The 16917-nt window shown below is 57.5% G+C and carries 15 protein-coding genes and 1 pseudogene; 10 read left to right on the forward strand and 6 right to left on the reverse strand.

Going from position 1 to position 16917, the window contains the following annotated elements; translation table 11 throughout:
- The first annotated feature begins 42 nt into the window (after positions 1-42).
- The 4 genes from F8N12_RS17350 (at position 43) to F8N12_RS17365 (ending at position 7442) form a co-directional block, all read left to right on the forward strand.
- A complete protein-coding gene (locus F8N12_RS17350; protein WP_150581553.1) occupies positions 43-1206 on the forward strand; it encodes an EAL domain-containing protein in 1164 nt (387 codons plus the stop codon).
- A 68-nt stretch (positions 1207-1274) separates the two neighbouring features.
- A complete protein-coding gene (locus F8N12_RS17355) occupies positions 1275-2603 on the forward strand; it encodes a deoxyguanosinetriphosphate triphosphohydrolase (protein WP_150581554.1) in 1329 nt (442 codons plus the stop codon).
- A gap of 562 nt (positions 2604-3165) precedes the next feature.
- On the forward strand, positions 3166-3792 hold the full coding sequence (locus tag F8N12_RS17360; RefSeq protein WP_150581555.1) for a response regulator transcription factor: 627 nt from the start codon (positions 3166-3168) through the stop codon (positions 3790-3792).
- An 8-nt stretch (positions 3793-3800) separates the two neighbouring features.
- Positions 3801-7442 (forward strand): transporter substrate-binding domain-containing protein, encoded by a 3642-nt coding sequence (locus F8N12_RS17365; RefSeq protein WP_150581556.1) that lies wholly within the window; start codon positions 3801-3803, stop codon positions 7440-7442.
- A gap of 104 nt (positions 7443-7546) precedes the next feature.
- Here the strand turns inward: F8N12_RS17365 and F8N12_RS17370 are convergent, their stop codons facing one another.
- Together F8N12_RS17370 and F8N12_RS17375 are read right to left on the reverse strand one after the other, a co-directional pair.
- Positions 7547-8029, reverse strand: coding sequence for a GAF domain-containing protein (locus tag F8N12_RS17370; protein ID WP_150581557.1), 483 nt, complete (start codon positions 8027-8029; stop codon positions 7547-7549).
- Positions 8026-8916 (reverse strand): ATP-binding protein, encoded by an 891-nt coding sequence (locus F8N12_RS17375; RefSeq protein ID WP_150581558.1) that lies wholly within the window; start codon positions 8914-8916, stop codon positions 8026-8028. Before F8N12_RS17375 ends, F8N12_RS17370 begins: the two co-directional genes overlap by 4 nt.
- Before the next feature lie 1027 nt (positions 8917-9943).
- On the opposite strand from F8N12_RS17375, the pseudogene F8N12_RS28295 reads away from it, so the two are divergent.
- Positions 9944-10138: pseudogene (locus tag F8N12_RS28295) on the forward strand (histidine kinase dimerization/phospho-acceptor domain-containing protein); the annotation flags it as partial.
- Between the two features lie 15 nt (positions 10139-10153).
- Here the strand turns inward: F8N12_RS28295 and F8N12_RS28300 are convergent.
- Positions 10154-10366: a DUF4037 domain-containing protein gene (locus F8N12_RS28300; protein WP_412072154.1), complete on the reverse strand. Its 213-nt coding sequence runs from the start codon at positions 10364-10366 to the stop codon at positions 10154-10156.
- Between F8N12_RS28300 and F8N12_RS28305 the strand changes: the two genes are divergently transcribed.
- Positions 10280-11404 carry a response regulator gene (locus F8N12_RS28305; RefSeq protein WP_412072155.1) on the forward strand — a complete coding sequence of 375 codons (1125 nt, stop codon included), beginning with the start codon at positions 10280-10282 and terminating at the stop codon, positions 11402-11404. The two genes, F8N12_RS28300 and F8N12_RS28305, sit on opposite strands and share 87 nt — an antisense overlap.
- Here F8N12_RS28305 and F8N12_RS17385 read toward each other — a convergent pair.
- The 3 genes from F8N12_RS17385 to msrB all read right to left on the reverse strand — a co-directional run bounded on the left by F8N12_RS17385 (position 11388) and on the right by msrB (position 12913).
- On the reverse strand, positions 11388-11849 hold the full coding sequence (locus tag F8N12_RS17385; RefSeq protein ID WP_150581560.1) for a MarR family winged helix-turn-helix transcriptional regulator: 462 nt from the start codon (positions 11847-11849) through the stop codon (positions 11388-11390). The two genes, F8N12_RS28305 and F8N12_RS17385, sit on opposite strands and share 17 nt — an antisense overlap.
- Complete coding sequence (locus F8N12_RS17390) at positions 11846-12331, reverse strand: glutathione peroxidase (RefSeq protein WP_150581561.1); 486 nt, start codon at positions 12329-12331, stop codon at positions 11846-11848. The genes F8N12_RS17385 and F8N12_RS17390 overlap by 4 nt, the downstream gene beginning before the upstream one ends.
- A gap of 186 nt (positions 12332-12517) precedes the next feature.
- Complete coding sequence (gene msrB / locus F8N12_RS17395; RefSeq protein WP_150581562.1) at positions 12518-12913, reverse strand: peptide-methionine (R)-S-oxide reductase MsrB; 396 nt, start codon at positions 12911-12913, stop codon at positions 12518-12520.
- 226 nt (positions 12914-13139) lie between these two features.
- On the opposite strand from msrB, the gene F8N12_RS17400 reads away from it, so the two are divergent.
- The 4 genes from F8N12_RS17400 to F8N12_RS17410 all read left to right on the forward strand — a co-directional run bounded on the left by F8N12_RS17400 (position 13140) and on the right by F8N12_RS17410 (position 16886).
- The gene (locus tag F8N12_RS17400; protein WP_150581563.1) at positions 13140-14351 is read left to right on the forward strand and encodes a pyridoxal phosphate-dependent aminotransferase; all 1212 of its coding nucleotides are present in this window, start codon (positions 13140-13142) and stop codon (positions 14349-14351) included.
- 316 nt (positions 14352-14667) lie between these two features.
- A complete protein-coding gene (gene htpX, locus F8N12_RS17405; protein ID WP_150581564.1) occupies positions 14668-15555 on the forward strand; it encodes a protease HtpX in 888 nt (295 codons plus the stop codon).
- 108 nt (positions 15556-15663) lie between these two features.
- Positions 15664-16059, forward strand: coding sequence for a helix-turn-helix domain-containing protein (locus tag F8N12_RS28035; RefSeq protein ID WP_263596520.1), 396 nt, complete (start codon positions 15664-15666; stop codon positions 16057-16059).
- A complete protein-coding gene (locus F8N12_RS17410) occupies positions 16008-16886 on the forward strand; it encodes an IS3 family transposase (protein ID WP_263596521.1) in 879 nt (292 codons plus the stop codon). The genes F8N12_RS28035 and F8N12_RS17410 overlap by 52 nt, the downstream gene beginning before the upstream one ends.
- The last annotated feature ends 31 nt before the right edge of the window (positions 16887-16917 follow it).

Consider the following 16917-nt stretch of genomic DNA (forward strand, 5'->3'; position numbering starts at 1 on the left):
TCAGGTTAATTCGAACAACAAGACCCTAACTAAGGAGGCCTCGTGATCGATGGGCAACCGCTTGCCTGCTTTCAGCCGTTCATCGATACCGCCACCGGCCGTATTGCCGGTGTCGAAGCATTGGGCCGATTACGGCATGCCGATGGCCAACTGACTTCGGTCGGTCCATTGTTCGCCGATTCCCGGACCCCCGGCATCGCCCTGCGCCGACTTGATCGCCAGCTCCGCGACAATGCATTAAGCCGCCTGCATGAGGCGCCGTCGGACTGGTTTCTAAGCTTGAACATGTCTCCCCGCTGGATCAGCCGATTGCGCCACGATCAGGCTTTGCCAAGCCTCAGGCAAGTCAACCGGCACGGCGTCGACCCTCGTCGGATCGTTTTCGAGATCACTGAATTGGGTGGCGACATTCAGCGCCTGGCCGAGGTTGTGGCGCGCTACCGCCAGGCCGGTGCGCGAATTGCCATTGACGACTTCGGTGCCGGCTACTCGCAGCTCGACCGCGTTCTGGCCTTGCAGCCGGATATCCTCAAGCTCGATATGCGTTTGTTCCAGGCCGCCGCGTTGGGCGGTCCGAGCAGCGATGTGGTCAAGGCACTGGCGCTGATGGCGGAAAAAACCGGCTGCTGGATCATTGCCGAAGGCGTGGAGACTGACGCGCAACTCAATTTTGCCCTGGAATGCGGTGCGCGCTATGTTCAGGGTTTTTTGTTTGCGCGGGCGCAGGAGCATTTCTTCGCCACTGAGGCCTTTGTTGACCGCTTTGCACAATTGCGACAGCGCTACGTCCAGCAGAAAATTGCTGAACGCGGCCGGCTGATGCAGATGCGCCAGCAACTGACTGAGCTGATGGCCATCCTGCAAAGCTGGGCGCAGGCCCGCGCTCCGCTCAGTGCCCTGCCGCAGCTGAATGCTTTTCCCTGGTTGTTGCGCTTCTACCAGTGCGATCGGCACGGCACGCAGCTGACGCCCAATCTGGAATGGCGCGGCAACGGCTGGGAATCCGACAACCGCTATCTGGGCCACAACTGGTCCTGGCGGCCGTACTTTTATCACCTGCTGGCCGAAGGCTGGGACGAGCGCCGTCTTACCCTGTCCAATACCTATCGTGACGCTACCAGCAACCAATACTGCCTCACTGCCGGGCAATTTTTTGACCATGGCGAGCGCCTGCTGCTCATCGATATCGACGCCGCGGGCTTGTAGTTCCACTTGCAGGCTCAGGCGCGACACGGGAAGCTAGGCCATCAGTCCCCTGACGGAGAGAATCAGCCTTGGATTGGCAAACCCTGCTCACCCGCGAACGCCTCGGAAAGCCTCTGCACAGCCCGCAAGAGCTAGGCCGCAGCCCTTTCCATAAAGACCATGACCGTATCATTTTCTCCGGGGCGTTCCGCCGCCTCGGACGCAAGACCCAAGTCCATCCGGTCACCAGCAACGATCACATTCACACGCGCCTGACCCACTCGCTGGAAGTCAGTTGCGTCGGCCGATCGCTGGGCATGCGAGTGGGTGAAACCATCCGCTGCGCCCTCCCGGATTGGTGCGAACCCAGCGACCTGGGCATGGTGGTGCAATCGGCTTGTCTGGCGCACGACATCGGCAATCCGCCTTTCGGGCATTCCGGAGAAGACGCCATCCGCCACTGGTTCAAGCAGGCCGCCGGGCGTGGCTGGCTGGATGCGATGAGCGAAGCCGAGCGCGAGGACTTCCTCAACTTCGAGGGCAACGCCCAAGGCTTTCGCGTGCTGACTCAGCTGGAATACCATCAATTTGATGGCGGCACGCGCCTGACGTACGCCACTCTTGGGACCTACCTGAAATACCCGTGGACGGCCAGGCACGCTGATTCGTTGGGTTACAAAAAACACAAGTTCGGCTGTTACCAGAGCGAGTTGCCCTTGCTGGAGCAAATCGCCCATAAACTCGGCCTGCCGCAACTTGAGGAACAACGCTGGGCGCGCCATCCGCTGGTGTACCTGATGGAAGCGGCAGATGACATCTGTTACGCGCTGATAGACCTCGAAGACGGCCTCGAAATGGAGTTGCTGGAGTACGCCGAAGTCGAGTCGTTGCTGCTGGACCTGGTTGGCGACGATCTGCCGGAAACCTATCGCCAGCTCGGCCCACTGGATTCGCGTCGGCGCAAGCTGGCGATACTGCGTGGCAAAGCGATCGAACACCTGACCAATGCCGCCGCACGCGCGTTTGTCGAGCAACAGGAGGCGTTGCTGGCCGGAGCGCTGCATGGCGATCTCGTGGAGCACATGCATGGCCCGGCCAAACGTTGCGTGCTGAACGCCAAAGACATGGCTCGCAAAAAAATCTTCCAGGACAAGCGCAAAACCCTGCACGAAATCGGCGCCTACACCACATTGGAAATCCTCCTCAATGCCTTCTGCGGCGCGGCACTGGAACAGCACGATGGACGCACGCCTTCTTTCAAGAGTCGGCGCATTCTCGATCTGCTGGGGAATAACGCCCCTAACCCTGACGGCCCGCTGCACTCCTCGTTCCTGCGCATGATCGATTTCATTGCCGGCATGACCGACAGCTATGCCAGCGACATGGCCCTGGAAATGACCGGCCGTTCGAGTCAATAAGAAAATGGCTGATCAGCCTTTTCACTTAAGGCTGATCAGTTTAAAAGCAAATACTTACAGCACCTGCGGAATTACCTTACACACGGCAGAGCAATTTCTGACCTACACGTTTGACACATTCATCAATGTATTAACCGGGCATTTTTCAAGAGAAGAATGGCGCAATACTACCTGCCGTTGAAGGGCAATACGGGTATCAACCATAACCTTTTACAACACTGCAATAATCTTTTGACTGCGCGCAGCCCTAGCGTTCTGCTGTCACAGATCTTCGACCAAGTGAAACAATAGGAATTGAGAAAACATTTGACCCTTGTTGCAAAACACAGCAAAAAACCTCCGCCCTCCTCTATCGTAAACATGTCAACTATCACCCCGATATAACCATATATAATGACATTCAATTAGGCCTTCCTCATACAAAATCGGGTTGATTCGTCGTCCATTTCTTATTCCCTTGTAGGAGCATTCCTATATTGCTACTTCCGGCAGATGAGTCCATGTGTCGCTCAAGGCATCTGAGCTAAGGTGCGCGCTTTATCCAAACCCCACGGGATTGATTATGAACTCCGTCTTTATTGTCGACGACCACCCTGTCATCCGACTGGCAGTGCGGATGCTACTTGAGCATGAAGGATACAAAGTAGTAGGCGAAACCGATAATGGCGTAGATGCCATGCAGATGGTTCGTGAATGCATGCCGGACCTGGTGATTCTTGACATCAGCATTCCAAAACTGGACGGGCTCGAAGTACTCTCGCGCTTCAACGCCATGGGTACTCCACTTAAAATTCTTGTACTGACCGCGCAGTGCCCGACTCTTTTTGGTATTCGGTGCATGCAATCCGGTGCATCGGGTTATGTCTGCAAGCAGGAAGACCTGAGTGAACTGGTCAGCGCTATTAAAGCCGTATTGTCGGGTTACAACTATTTCCCGAGTCAGGCTTTGAATCCCGTCAGAAAAGACGATGCGCGTTATGCAGAGCTGGAGCTGTTCAAATCCGTCAATGATCGGGAATTGATGGTCTTGCAACTTTTTGCACAGGGCCGCACCAACAAGGAAATTGCAAAAGGAATGTTCCTCAGCAACAAAACAGTCAGCACTTATAAAAAACGGCTCATGCAAAAGCTCAAGGCGCAGTCTCTGGTGGAACTCATCGAGATGGCGAAACGAAATGCATTAGTGTGAGAAATAGCATGCTCATTCGTTTAAAAGATTGCATTACCCTTATGTTGGCAAGTTTGAGCCTGAGCACCTCACTGTGCGCCGCTACCGTTGAAAGCAAATCCTATGCCTTGCTCGGCCGCTCGATGCCCGGCTCGCTGGACGTACAGTTGAGCGCCTCGCAGCGACAATGGATCGAGGGAAAGCGAGAGTTGTTACTGGGAACCTCGGCACCGGATTATCCGCCGTTCGATTTGACTGGCAGCGGTCAGGACTACGAGGGCTTTACCGCTGATTACGCCGCTATTCTGAGCAAAATGATTGGCTTGCCGATTCAGGTTCGACGTTACGCCTCTCGAGGCGCGGCAATCCAGGCGCTCGAAAAAGGTGAAGTCGACCTGCTCGGCACCGCCAATGGTTTCGAGGCTCACCACCCCCAGATCGTGCTGTCCTCCCCCTACGCCGTGGACCAACCGGTACTGGTAACGCGCGAGGGAGAAACCCGCTCACTGACCGACGGGCTTGCCGGTCTTCGCCTGAGTACGGTGTATCACTACCTGCCATTGCACGAGGTCCGCAATCTATACCCCAAGGCGATCATTACCTCCTACCCCTCCTATCAAAATGCGATCAATGCCGTCGCCTTCGATCAGGCCGATGTGTTCCTTGGCGACACTATTTCCACCCATTACATGATGAACAAGGGTTATCTCAACAACATCCGCATGGCCAACTTCGGCAAACACGAAGCTCACGGTTTCAGCTTTGCCGTGCACCGGAACAACCCTCAACTGCTCGCTATCATCAACGCGATGCTGTTGGCGATTCCCGCCAATCAGCGTGAGGACATCATCCGGCGCTGGAGTGCCGGCAGCGAAATATTACTCACTGATCAAAAGCTGCAACTCACTGAAGCCGAGGAACGCTGGCTGGCGCAACATCCCGTGGTGCGCGTAGTCGTCAACGAGGCCTATGCACCGCTGACCTTCTTCGACAGCGACGGCAACTTCCGCGGCGTTACGGCTGATCTGCTGGAACTGATCCGGCTGCGCACCGGCTTGCGCTTCGTCATCCGGCGCAGTCGCAGCACCCGCGAAATGATCGAACAGGTTGATAATCACCAGGCCGATCTGATTGCTGCTCTGCTGCCCAGTACGCAGCGCGAGCAGACGCTCAATTTCACTCGCCCCTATCTGCAGAATTCGTTCGTGCTGCTGACCCGTAAATCAGCAAACAGTCCGACCACCCTTGAGCAGCTTCAGGACGAACGCCTGACCGTGGCGCAAGGCAATCCGTTGATTGATTACCTGCGCCGCGAATATCCGCGAATCCAGCTAATCGAAACCCCGGACACCTTCAGAGCCGTGGAGCTGCTGGCCGAGGGCAAGGCAGAAGGCTCGGTCAATTCACTGGTGATCGCCAACTACTTCATTTCTTCGCGGCTGTTTGAGCAGGCACTTCAGATCAGCACGACCCTCGGTACCCGGCAGGCGGCTGTGTCAATGGCAACCGGGCGCCAATCCAGGGAATTAAAGGCGATTATCGACAAGGCCCTCATGAGCATCACGCCGCAAGAGCTCGGCATCATCAACAGCCGCTGGCGCGGATATTCAGCGTCTTCGCAAAATACCTGGCGCAACTATCAAAGACTCTTTTATCAAATCGTGATTGGCGCCAGCCTGCTATTGCTGATTTCCCTGGCATGGAATGCATACATGCGCCGCCAGATCAAACAGCGGCAGGCAGCTGAACGCGCGCTCAGCGATCAACTGGAATTCATGGAGACACTGCTTAATGGCACCCCCCATCCGATCTACGTAAGAGATCGGCAGGGACTGTTGCAGAGCTGCAATGACAGCTATCTCGAAGCCTTTGGCGCGAAACGCGAGGACATCATCGGCAAAAGCGTGATGCAAGGCAGTCTGAGCAACGCGTTCGAAGCCGAGGAGTATCAGGCCGATTATCAGCGTGTTGTCAACGAAGGCACGCCGTTGATCCTCGATCGCCCGCTGCACATTGGTGGTCGGCGGTTGACGATTTACCACTGGATCCTTCCATACCGGGATTCCAGCGGCGAGGTACAGGGCATTATCGGCGGCTGGATCGACATCAGTGAACGACGACAATTGTTCGAGGAACTGCGCTCGGCGAAGGAATGCGCAGATGACGCGAATCGGGCCAAAAGTACGTTTCTGGCGACCATGAGCCACGAGATCCGCACGCCGATGAATGCGGTCATCGGCATGCTCGAATTGACGCTCAAGCGTATCGGACACAACCATCCGGAGCGCCCGACCATCGACGTGGCACACCACTCAGCCAAGGATGTGCTCGAACTGATTGGCGACATTCTCGACATTGCCCGCATTGAGTCCGGGCGTTTAAGCCTGAGTCCGGAGCGGGTCAATCCTGGTGAAATCATCGGCTCGGTGGTGCGCATCTTCGAGGGACTTGCGCGTCAGAAAAACCTGCGACTGCAGCTCGAATTCAATCCCGACAATCCGGCGGTCGACGTACTGATCGACCCGATGCGCTTCAAACAGGTGTTGTCCAACCTGATCAGCAACGCCATCAAGTTCACCGAGCAAGGCCACATCAGGGTCATCGTCGAATTGCTGAGGAGTGCGCAACCCGGCTACGTGCACTTGCTGTTGCAGGTCCACGACAGCGGCATGGGCATCAGCTCGCAGGATCAACGGCGGCTGTTCCAACCATTCGCCCAGGCCGACAACGGCCTGGCCGGCAGAGGTGGCGCAGGCCTTGGCCTGGTCATCAGCCGCAACCTCTGCGAGATGATGGGCGGTAATCTGCAACTGCACAGCCGGCTTGGCGTCGGAACGATTATCAAGGTGTCTCTGAACCTGGCCTGCATGAGTGTCGAGCCGACCCGACCGTGTGTTGACCCTGCCATCTCGCCTACCACGACGCCTCTGAATATCCTGGTGGTCGATGACCATCCCGCCAACCGCTCCCTGATGTGTCAGCAGCTGGAATTTCTCGGTCATCATTCCACAGTCGCCGACGACGGCAGCGCGGGCCTCGATGCGTGGCAAGTTGGCTCGTTCGATCTGGTGATCGTCGACTGCAACATGCCCATCATGAACGGGTACGAACTGGTCCGAGCCATTCGCCGGCTTGAGCAGACGACGCAGCGCCCGCCTTGCACCGTCCTGGGATATACCGCCAACGCCCTGCCCGAGGAAACACAGCGCTGCAAACGCGCGGGCATGGATGACTGCCTGTTCAAACCGCTGACACTCAACGCCCTGAGTGAACGACTGAGTGGCATCCGGCCCGCAGCCCTCGCGCCTGCTTTCAGTCTCACCGGCCTGCACATGCTGACGGGCGGCAACCCGGCGATGGACAGACGCCTTTTGCAGGAGATGCTGAGCAGTAACAACCAGGACCGGAGGGCATTGCAGGCGTTAAAAGGGGCCACGGAACTGAAGCCGTATCTGGATCTCGCGCATAAAATCAAGGGAGCGGCACGAATCATCCAGGCGACACGACTGATCGAGAGCTGCGAAGCGCTGGAAGACATGTCCCCTGAAACCGTTCAACCGGACGAAGTGATCAGGTGCAGCGAAGCCATCCATAAGGCAATGAATGAACTCGGCGAGGCGTTGCAGCAACAAATCGCCCTGAATGACCAACACACGATAGCCGAGCCTTGACCAGGCTTGCTCGCAGAAACAGTGTGCAGACGATTCTGCCGCTCGGCCTACCCTTCCCGGGCCACTTCGACAGGCGGCGGAGATTGGCAGGCCTGCGCCCTTGATCAGCAGTCAGTCAGCTCCAGAAATATAGCGGCGAGTTGCTCGATCCCGGCCTGATCGTCAGCGCTGAATCGTCCGAGCCTGGGGCTGTCGAGATCCAGCACGCCGATCAGCTTGCCGTCCTTCACCAGCGGCACGACCAACTCGCTGTTCGAGGCGCTGTCACAGGCGATATGACCGGGAAACGCGTGCACGTCTTCTACCCGTTGCGTTTGCAACGTCGCAGCCGCCGCCCCGCACACGCCCCGGCCGAAGGGAATGCGTACGCAGGCAATCTGCCCCTGAAACGGCCCAAGAACCAGCTCTTCATTGCGATTCAAATAAAAGCCCGCCCAGTTCAAATCATCGAGCTGGTTGAACAGAAATGCCGAAAACTGCGCCGCGTTGGCGATAAAATCGCGCTCGTCAGCCAGCAACGATTGCAGTTGTGCGTGGAGCATGCCGTAGCCTTCGAGGCCCTGGCCGCTTTTTTGTAAATCGATCATGCCTTGTGCTCCAACAGCTTGAGCCCGACCCAATAGCGGGCGAATTGATAGGCGCAACGTCCATTGCGATTGCCCCGTCCGGTGGCCCAGCGCACGGCGAGAATATCGAGCTCCTCGTCACGCTCCCACGGCATGCCGGCCTTATCGGCCAGTTGCCCGATCCAGTGCTCGACGACGTTGAGAAAGTGCTCCTGGGTAAACGGATAAAACGACAACCACAGACCAAAACGGTCGGACAATGCAATCTTGTCTTCCACCGCCTCGCTGGGGTGCAGTTCGCCGTCAACGCGTTTCCAGTTTTCGTTGTCGCTTTCCTTCTCCGGCACCAGATGGCGCCGGTTGGAGGTGGCGTACAGCAGAACGTTGTCGGGTGCCTGTTCGAGCGAGCCGTCGAGCACGCTCTTGAGCACGCGATAATCGCCTTCGCCCGATTCGAACGACAAGTCATCGCAAAACAGCACGAAACGTTGCGGCAATTTGGCGATCTGCTCGACCACCCGAGGCAGGTCGGCAAGATGATCGCGTTCGATCTCGATCAGGCGCAGGCCGGCGCCGGCATGTTCGGCCAGCAAGGCACGCACGAGCGAGGATTTGCCGGTGCCACGCGAGCCCCACAGCAAGGCATGGTTGGCCGGCATGCCATCGAGGAACTGACGGGTATTGCGTCCGAGCTGTTCGAGTTGGCGATCAACGCCGATCAAGTCGGACAAGCGCATGTCGAGGCTGACTTCCAGCGGCAACAGAAAACCGCTGCGCCCTTCGCGCTGCCAGCGCGCGGCCAGGCATTGCGACCAATCGATCGCTTGCCGTGGCGCCGGCAACAACGGTTCGATCCGGGCCAGAACGGCATCGGCGCGTTCAAGAAAAGCATTCAATCGGGAATCCACGTCTTCTCCTCGGGCACGTTCACAGTAATGATATCGGTACGACGAGCACACAGGTTTTTCGGTGTACGCAGCGGCCCTTGAAGTCGGACTGCGCGAGATCACCGGTTTCCATGCATGATCGACTATGCTTGAGCAGCGAAGGGAAACGGAAGTGGTTCAGCACCCAATGGATATCAAGTTCACCAACCGGCTGTCCTATAAACAGGCCCGGCTCACTGTGCTGGTCGGCTTCATTCTGGGCACACTGCTCAGCCTGGTGCAAATCGGCATCGATTATGCCAGCGAAGACGCTTCCATCAACCGTGAAATCCTGTCTTTGCTGGAAATCAGCCACAACCCCGCCTCGCGCATTGCCTACAATATCGACGCCGAACTCGCCCAGGAGTTGTCATTGGGATTGTTACGCTCCCCGGCAATCATCGGCGCGCACCTGACCGACAATAACGGCAATGTGCTGGCCAGCGTCAAACGCCCGGGCCTGCAGAGCGGCTATCGGCTGATCAGCGACTCGCTGTTCGGCGCCAGCCGCCAGTTCGAAGACCGTTTATACCTCGACCATTTGCCCAATGAATCCCTGGGCACCCTGCGCCTCGACGTCGACACCTACTCCTTCGGCAGCCGTTTCCTGCGTCGTGCTGAAGTAACTCTGCTCAACGGTTTTGCGCGCAGCCTGTTGCTGACCGGCATTCTGCTGGCGTTGTTTTACGTGATGCTGACCAAACCCTTGGTACGGGTGATCCGCGAACTCAGCAGCCGCGACCCGCGTAGCGCCGAACCGACCCTGCTGGAATACCCGGCCGGGCACGAAAACGACGAAATCGGTGTGCTGGTCGAAGTGGCGAATCAACAGTTCGAAAACATCGCAACAGAAATCCAGCAACGGCGAAGTGCTGAAAACCGCCTGACCGATTATCTCGGGCAACTGGAGAATATTGTTTCAGCGCGCACCGCCGAGCTCAAGGCGATCAACGCACGACTCAGCCAATCCAACCAGGAGCTGGAAATTGCGCGCAGCACGGCGTTGGCCATGGCCGAAGCACGCTCGGCCTTCCTCGCCAACATGAGTCACGAAATCCGTACGCCATTGAACGGCTTGCTGGGGATGATCGCCCTGTCACTCGACAGTCCGCTCAATGCCGAACAACAGCAACAACTGTCGATCGCGCATGACTCGGGCAAAGTACTGGTTGAATTGCTCAACGACATTCTCGATCTGTCGAAATTCGATGCCGGACAGCTAGAGCTCGAGCACATCCCTTTCGACCTTGGCGCGCTGGTCGAGGACACCGCCAACCTGCTTTCGCAGAATGCCGCGCCCAGCGTCGAACTGACCTGCCTGATCGAACCCGCGTTTCCGGCGCTGGTGCTGGGCGACCCGACACGCGTGCGGCAAATTGTCAGCAACCTGTTGTCGAATGCGCTGAAATTCACCCGATTCGGACGCGTAGATGTGCGTTTGTCGGCGGTCGAAGGGCGCGTCAGAATTGAGGTGTGCGATACCGGCATCGGTATTGCGCAGGACGCCCAGGTGAGGATTTTCCGGCCGTTCACCCAGGCGGGCGCGGGCATTACGCGCCAATTTGGCGGTACCGGACTGGGTCTGGCCTTGACTTACAATCTGTGTGAAGCGATGCGCGGGCGGCTGACCATCAGTTCGGAAGCGGGATTTGGCAGCCAGTTCTGTGCCGACCTGCCGCTGCCCTGCCATACCCGCGCACTACCGCCGGCGACGTTGCGCGGTAAAGTCGTCGCGATTACCACGGCCAGCAGCGGTCTGGCGGAACTGCTGAATAGTCTGCTGCCAGGCTGGGGAGTCGATTATGTGCAGCGCACGATCGACGACTCGATGATCGGCCTGAACCCTGACGTGGTCATCACGGACTGTCCCGAATGCCTGTTTGGCTTGCGCCCGACCTGCAGCGCGCCGATTCTGCTGGTGACCGCTTATGGCAGCTTCCTGCCCAGCGAAGAAGCCAGTGCCTTGGCGCCCTTGCAACAGCAGGCACGCCCTCTGGCCCGCAACGCACTGTGCCAGACGCTGCGGCGAATCCTGCAACCGGAAACCAACACCCTCAACGATGCCCGGCTGGAGGCCCTGTCGCCGCAGCGCCGTGGTCGCGTGCTGTTGGTAGAAGACAACCCGGTCAATCAGTTGGTCGCCAAAGGCATGCTGGGAAAACTCGGTTGCGAGGTGATCGTCGCCGCGCATGGCGGCGAGGCGCTGGATCAGCTTGAAAGCAGTGAGTTTGATCTGGTGCTGATGGATTGCAACATGCCGGTGATGGACGGCTACGAGGCCAGCCGGCAAATCCGTCGCAGCGGGCGCTGGCCACAATTGCCGATTGTCGCGCTGACGGCCAACGCCATGTCCGAAGAACGCGAACGTTGCCGTGCAGCCGGCATGAGCGACTATCTGGCCAAGCCGTTCCGTCGGGAGGAACTGGCCGCCGTCCTGGACCTGTGGATGCCGACTACGACAATGCCCTGATCTGCCCCAAGAGGTGATCAAGTCCGCCACGCAACTCGTTCAGCCGATCCAGATCCACCCCGCTGTCGCACAACAGACGCGACTTGAGCGGTGCAACCTGTTTACGCAACGCCTTGCCGGCCGGAGTCAGGCTCAGGTGCATCTCGCGCTCATCCAGTGTTGAACGCTGACGGTGCACCAGTTGCAGCTGCTCGAGGCGTTTGAGCAGCGGCGTCAACGTTCCGGAGTCCAGCGCCAGACGCTCGCCCAAGGCCTTCACCGTCGGCTGCCCCGGCGCCGCTTCCTGCCATTCCCACAACACCAGCATCACCAGGTACTGCGGATAGGTCAGGCCGAGTTGATCGAGCATCGGCTTATAGGCGCGAATCACCGCTCGCGACGCCGCGTACAGCTTGAAACACAGTTGACTGTCGAGCTTGAGGGAATCGGGAGGCAAGCTGTTCATTTGAGCAGGGCTTCAATCTCGCGGCTCAGATCCTGCGGTTTGGTCGCCGGAGCAAAGCGCTTGACCAGTTGGCCGTTCTTGCCAATCAGAAACTTGGTGAAATTCCATTTGATGCCCTGAGAGCCCAACACGCCGGGCGCGCGCTTTTTCAACTGGACGAAGAGCGGATGCGCGCCTGCGCCATTGACCTCGATCTTCTTGAACAGCGGGAAACTGACGCCGAAATTCAACTCGCAGAATTCCGAAATCGCCCCTTCATTGCCCGGCTCCTGCTTGCCGAACTGGTTGCAGGGAAAGCCCAGCACCACCAGCCCTTGCTCCTTGTAAGTTTGCCAGAGCTGCTCAAGGCCTTTGTATTGAGGGGTAAAGCCACATTTGCTGGCGGTGTTGACGACCAGTACTGCCTTGCCGGCGAAATCCGCCAGGGTCTTTTGCTCACCGGTGATGGTGGTACAGGGAATGTTCAGCAGATTGTCGCTCATGGCTTTGGCCTGGGAGGAAGGAGGAGAGGACAAACATAGCGAGCAATTGAATTGTGTGCAATTTAATATTCCGAGGCAACACACGCTATTCATCGTCGGCTTGCTGGCGATAGCGCCGTGTCAGTCAATAGCCTATGACTGTTCCACCGCTATCGCCAGCCAGCCGGCTTCTACAGGTCCAGCCGATCAGTCGCGCGGCACCAGGTCCAGGCACACCGAGTTGATGCAGTAACGCAGCCCCGTCGGTGGCGGACCGTCCGGGAAGACGTGGCCCAAGTGCGCGTCACACTTGGCGCAGACCACTTCGGTACGGATCATGCCGTGACTGACATCGCGAATCTCGGTCATGGCACTCTCGCCAATTGGCGCGTAAAAGCTTGGCCAGCCGCAGCCGGAATCAAATTTGGTCTTCGAATCGAACAAGGGCTCATTGCAGCAGATGCAGTGATATACGCCTTCGGTCCTGGTGTCGTTGTATTTACCGGAAAAAGGCCGCTCGGTGCCTTTCAGGCGGCAAACGTTGTATTGCTCCGGATCGAGCATGGCGCGCCATTCGTCCAGGGTTTTTTCCAACTTTTCCATCGTCACACCTCAGCAGCTGAAAAAGCCCGATCTGTACCTTTTCCACGGATCGGTCGGCACGTATGATTGCGCCTCGTCAAACGCCAGTCTGGCAGCCAGACCACGCGCATTCAAACGGAATTATGGTGCTGCACGCTCAAGGCGTCAGGCCTGTGCGAATACGCAGGATTCCCAGTACGGTAGTTCATACGCCGCCTGGATCGTTCATTTTCAGGAACACATCGCCATGCAGGTCAGCAAATCGAACAAGCTCGCCAACGTCTGCTACGACATTCGCGGCCCAGTGCTCAAGCACGCCAAACGCCTGGAAGAGGAAGGTCATCGCATCCTCAAGCTGAACATCGGCAATCCGGCGCCCTTTGGTTTCGAAGCGCCGGATGAAATCCTTCAGGACGTGATCCGCAACCTGCCGACTGCCCAAGGTTACAGCGACTCCAAAGGCCTCTTCAGCGCGCGCAAAGCGGTCATGCAGTATTACCAGCAAAAGCAGGTGGAAGGCGTCGGGATCGAAGACATCTATCTGGGCAACGGCGTTTCCGAGCTGATCGTGATGTCGATGCAGGCGCTGCTCAACAACGGCGACGAAGTGCTGGTACCCGCCCCTGACTATCCGCTGTGGACCGCTGCAGTCAGCCTGTCCGGCGGTAACCCGGTGCACTATCTGTGCGACGAGCAGGCCAACTGGTGGCCGGACCTGGCCGATATCAAGGCCAAAATCACGCCTAACACCAAGGCGCTGGTGATCATCAACCCGAACAACCCGACCGGCGCGGTGTACTCCAGAGAAGTGCTGCTGGGCATGCTCGAACTGGCCCGCCAGCGTAACCTGGTAGTCTTTTCCGACGAGATCTACGACAAGATTCTCTACGACGACGCCGTGCACATCTGCACCGCTTCGCTGGCGCCGGACCTGCTGTGCCTGACATTCAACGGCCTGTCCAAATCCTATCGTGTCGCCGGTTTCCGTTCCGGCTGGATCGCCATCTCCGGTCCCAAGCACCACGCGCACAGTTACATCGAAGGCATCGACATGCTGGCCAACATGCGTTTGTGCGCGAACGTGCCGAGCCAACATGCCATCCAGACCGCACTCGGCGGTTATCAGAGCATCAATGATCTGGTGCTGCCGCAAGGTCGACTTCTGGAACAACGCAATCGGACCTGGGAGCTGCTCAACGATATTCCAGGCGTCAGCTGCGTCAAGCCAATGGGCGCGCTGTACGCGTTCCCGCGGATCGATCCGAAAGTCTGTCCGATCCACAACGACGAAAAGTTTGTGCTCGACCTGCTATTGTCCGAAAAGCTGCTCGTCGTGCAGGGCACCGCCTTCAACTGGCCGTGGCCGGACCACTTTCGCGTAGTGACGCTGCCGCGTGTCGACGATCTGGACATGGCCATCGGCCGCATCGGCAACTTTCTCAAGTCATATCGCCAGTAAGCCGCTCGATCCTGATGCGACTCATCAAATGTCGCATCAGGATTGATTCAGCAACATATCTTTGCACCCTCTGCGATTTGGTGACTACGGCAAAATTTCAATGGCCAGCTTTGCGCTTGCGCGCAACAGCGACGGGGGCTGCATGGAAAATCAGCAGACGAACACAGTACTCACAACTGTCGGAAATACCCTTCAAGGATCGGTAAGTCGGCTGTAGGACACAGTTTGAAATAGTCACCCGGTTGAATAGCCCGGTGCAGCACCTTATATACCCCGCAGTACGCTACATATTTAGCATGAGGAGATTTCTACAACCATGATGCGCATCCTGCTGTTTTTGGCCACTAACCTGGCGGTCGTGCTGATTGCCAGCATCACCCTGAGCCTTTTCGGCTTCAACGGGTTCATGGCGGCCAACGGGGTTGATCTCAACCTCAATCAGCTGCTGATTTTCTGTGCGGTCTTTGGTTTCGCCGGTTCGCTGTTTTCGCTGTTCATCTCCAAATGGATGGCGAAGATGAGCACCAGCACGCAGATCATTACCCAGCCGCGCACACGTCATGAGCAATGGCTGCTGCAGACGGTCGAGCAATTGTCTCGTGAAGCCGGGATCAAGATGCCGGAAGTCGGGATTTTCCCGGCCTACGAGGCTAACGCCTTTGCCACCGGCTGGAACAAGAACGACGCACTGGTCGCGGTTAGCCAAGGGCTGCTCGAACGCTTCTCGCCGGATGAAGTGAAAGCTGTCCTGGCCCACGAAATCGGCCACGTGGCGAATGGTGACATGGTCACGCTGGCGTTGATCCAGGGCGTGGTGAACACCTTTGTGATGTTCTTCGCGCGAATCATCGGCAACTTTGTCGACAAGGTGATTTTCAAGAACGAAGGCGGCCAAGGCATCGCTTACTACGTGGCGACCATCTTCGCCGAACTGGTGCTGGGCATTCTGGCCAGCTCCATCGTCATGTGGTTCTCGCGTAAACGTGAGTTCCGCGCCGACGAAGCCGGTGCACGCCTGGCCGGCACCAGCGCGATGATTGGCGCACTGCAACGCCTGCGCGCCGAACAGGGCTTGCCGGTGCACATGCCTGACACCTTGAACGCTTTCGGCATCAACGGTGGCATCAAACAGGGCTTCGCGCGCATGTTCATGAGCCACCCACCGCTGGAAGAACGCATCGACGCACTGCGTCGTCGCGGCTGACAGGTTCGGCAATAACGAAAAAGGCCCGCAGCGATGCGGGCCTTTTTTAGTTTAGTGTCTCGTCCTGAATAAGGTTTACACCTTCTGGCTTCTTATCAGGAAGGTGCAATGGACACGGGCGCAAAACGTAGTCAGCGTGATTACACGCTGACTTTTAAATTGTCGGTCGTCGATCAGGTCGAAAAAGGCGAGTTGAGTTATAAAGAGGCTCAACGGCGTTATGGGATTCAGGGCCGGTCGACGGTGTTGGTTTGGTTACGCAAGCATGGTCGACAGGACTGGAGCCAAGGCGCTTCCATTCGCTCCCAGAGGATCCGACCGATGGACGAGCCCATCTTGCCGCTGACGCCCGAGCAACGAATCAAAGAGCTTGAGGAGCAGTTGGCGCTGGCGAATCAGAAAGCCAAATTCTTCGAGGACGTGGTCGATGTGCTGAAAAACGACTACGGCGTATCCATTCTAAAAAAGCGGCCCGGCAAGTCGTTGCGCAAACCCAAACCCTGAGTGTCAGCAGGGCTTGCCAGTTTATGGGGATCAGTCGCCAAGCTTATTACAAGCGTGATCGGGTCTACCGGGCCCGGCTCGAGCAAGACCAAAAGCTCATCAATTTCGTGCGCGAGATTCGCGTTCGACAGCCCTGCATCGGTGCCCGCAAGCTGCACTCCCTGATGCATGCCAAGCTTGATAGGCAAGATTTGCATGTTGGCAGAGATCGCCTGTTTGAAGTCTTGCGTGATCACCGCCAACTGGTTCGTAGAAAACGGGCCTATCACAAGACGACCGATAGCCATCATCGCTTCCGCTGCCATCCCAACCTTCTGAAGCCCGGTCCACGGCAAGTCGTTGCGACTGGGCCGGAGCAGGTCTGGGTCGCGGATATCACCTACCTCCCTACGCAAGAAGGCTCCGCCTATCTGAGCCTGGTGACGGATGCCTACTCCAGAAAGATCGTTGGCTACCACGTACATGAAAGTCTTCATGCGAAATCTGTGGCTCAAGCCTTACGCATGGCCTTAAAGACGCGTCGAACCAGCCAGAAACTGGTTCATCACTCCGATCGGGGCTCGCAGTACTGCTCCGATCTGTATCAAAAGCTGCATACCCAGCACGAGATTAGCTGCTCAATGACTGATGGCTACGACTGCTACCAAAACGCCATGGCAGAGCGGGTCAATGGCATATTGAAAACTGAACTGCTGATCTACCGGCCCACAGGTCTGGCACAGGCTGAGCAGATGGTGCGAGAGGCAATTACGATCTATAACCAGGAACGTCCGCACCTGTCTCTGAAATACAAAACGCCCGATGCGGTGCATCGGGCGTTGTGGTGAAACAGGTGTAAACCTATTTCAGGACTAGACA

This window comes from Pseudomonas fluorescens (assembly GCF_902497625.1).
Taxonomy (GTDB): Bacteria; Pseudomonadota; Gammaproteobacteria; order Pseudomonadales; family Pseudomonadaceae; genus Aquipseudomonas; species Aquipseudomonas fluorescens_BQ.

Coding starts and splice junctions, on each gene's coding strand:
- F8N12_RS17385 (WP_150581560.1), bottom strand. CDS start 11,849: ATGAACAGCTTGCCTCCCGATTCCCTCAAGCTCGACAGTCAACTGTGT.
- F8N12_RS17365 (WP_150581556.1), top strand. CDS start 3,801: ATGCTCATTCGTTTAAAAGATTGCATTACCCTTATGTTGGCAAGTTTG.
- F8N12_RS17370 (WP_150581557.1), bottom strand. CDS start 8,029: ATGATCGATTTACAAAAAAGCGGCCAGGGCCTCGAAGGCTACGGCATG.
- htpX (WP_150581564.1), top strand. CDS start 14,668: ATGATGCGCATCCTGCTGTTTTTGGCCACTAACCTGGCGGTCGTGCTG.
- msrB (WP_150581562.1), bottom strand. CDS start 12,913: ATGGAAAAGTTGGAAAAAACCCTGGACGAATGGCGCGCCATGCTCGAT.
- F8N12_RS17390 (WP_150581561.1), bottom strand. CDS start 12,331: ATGAGCGACAATCTGCTGAACATTCCCTGTACCACCATCACCGGTGAG.
- F8N12_RS28035 (WP_263596520.1), top strand. CDS start 15,664: ATGGACACGGGCGCAAAACGTAGTCAGCGTGATTACACGCTGACTTTT.
- F8N12_RS17360 (WP_150581555.1), top strand. CDS start 3,166: ATGAACTCCGTCTTTATTGTCGACGACCACCCTGTCATCCGACTGGCA.
- F8N12_RS17400 (WP_150581563.1), top strand. CDS start 13,140: ATGCAGGTCAGCAAATCGAACAAGCTCGCCAACGTCTGCTACGACATT.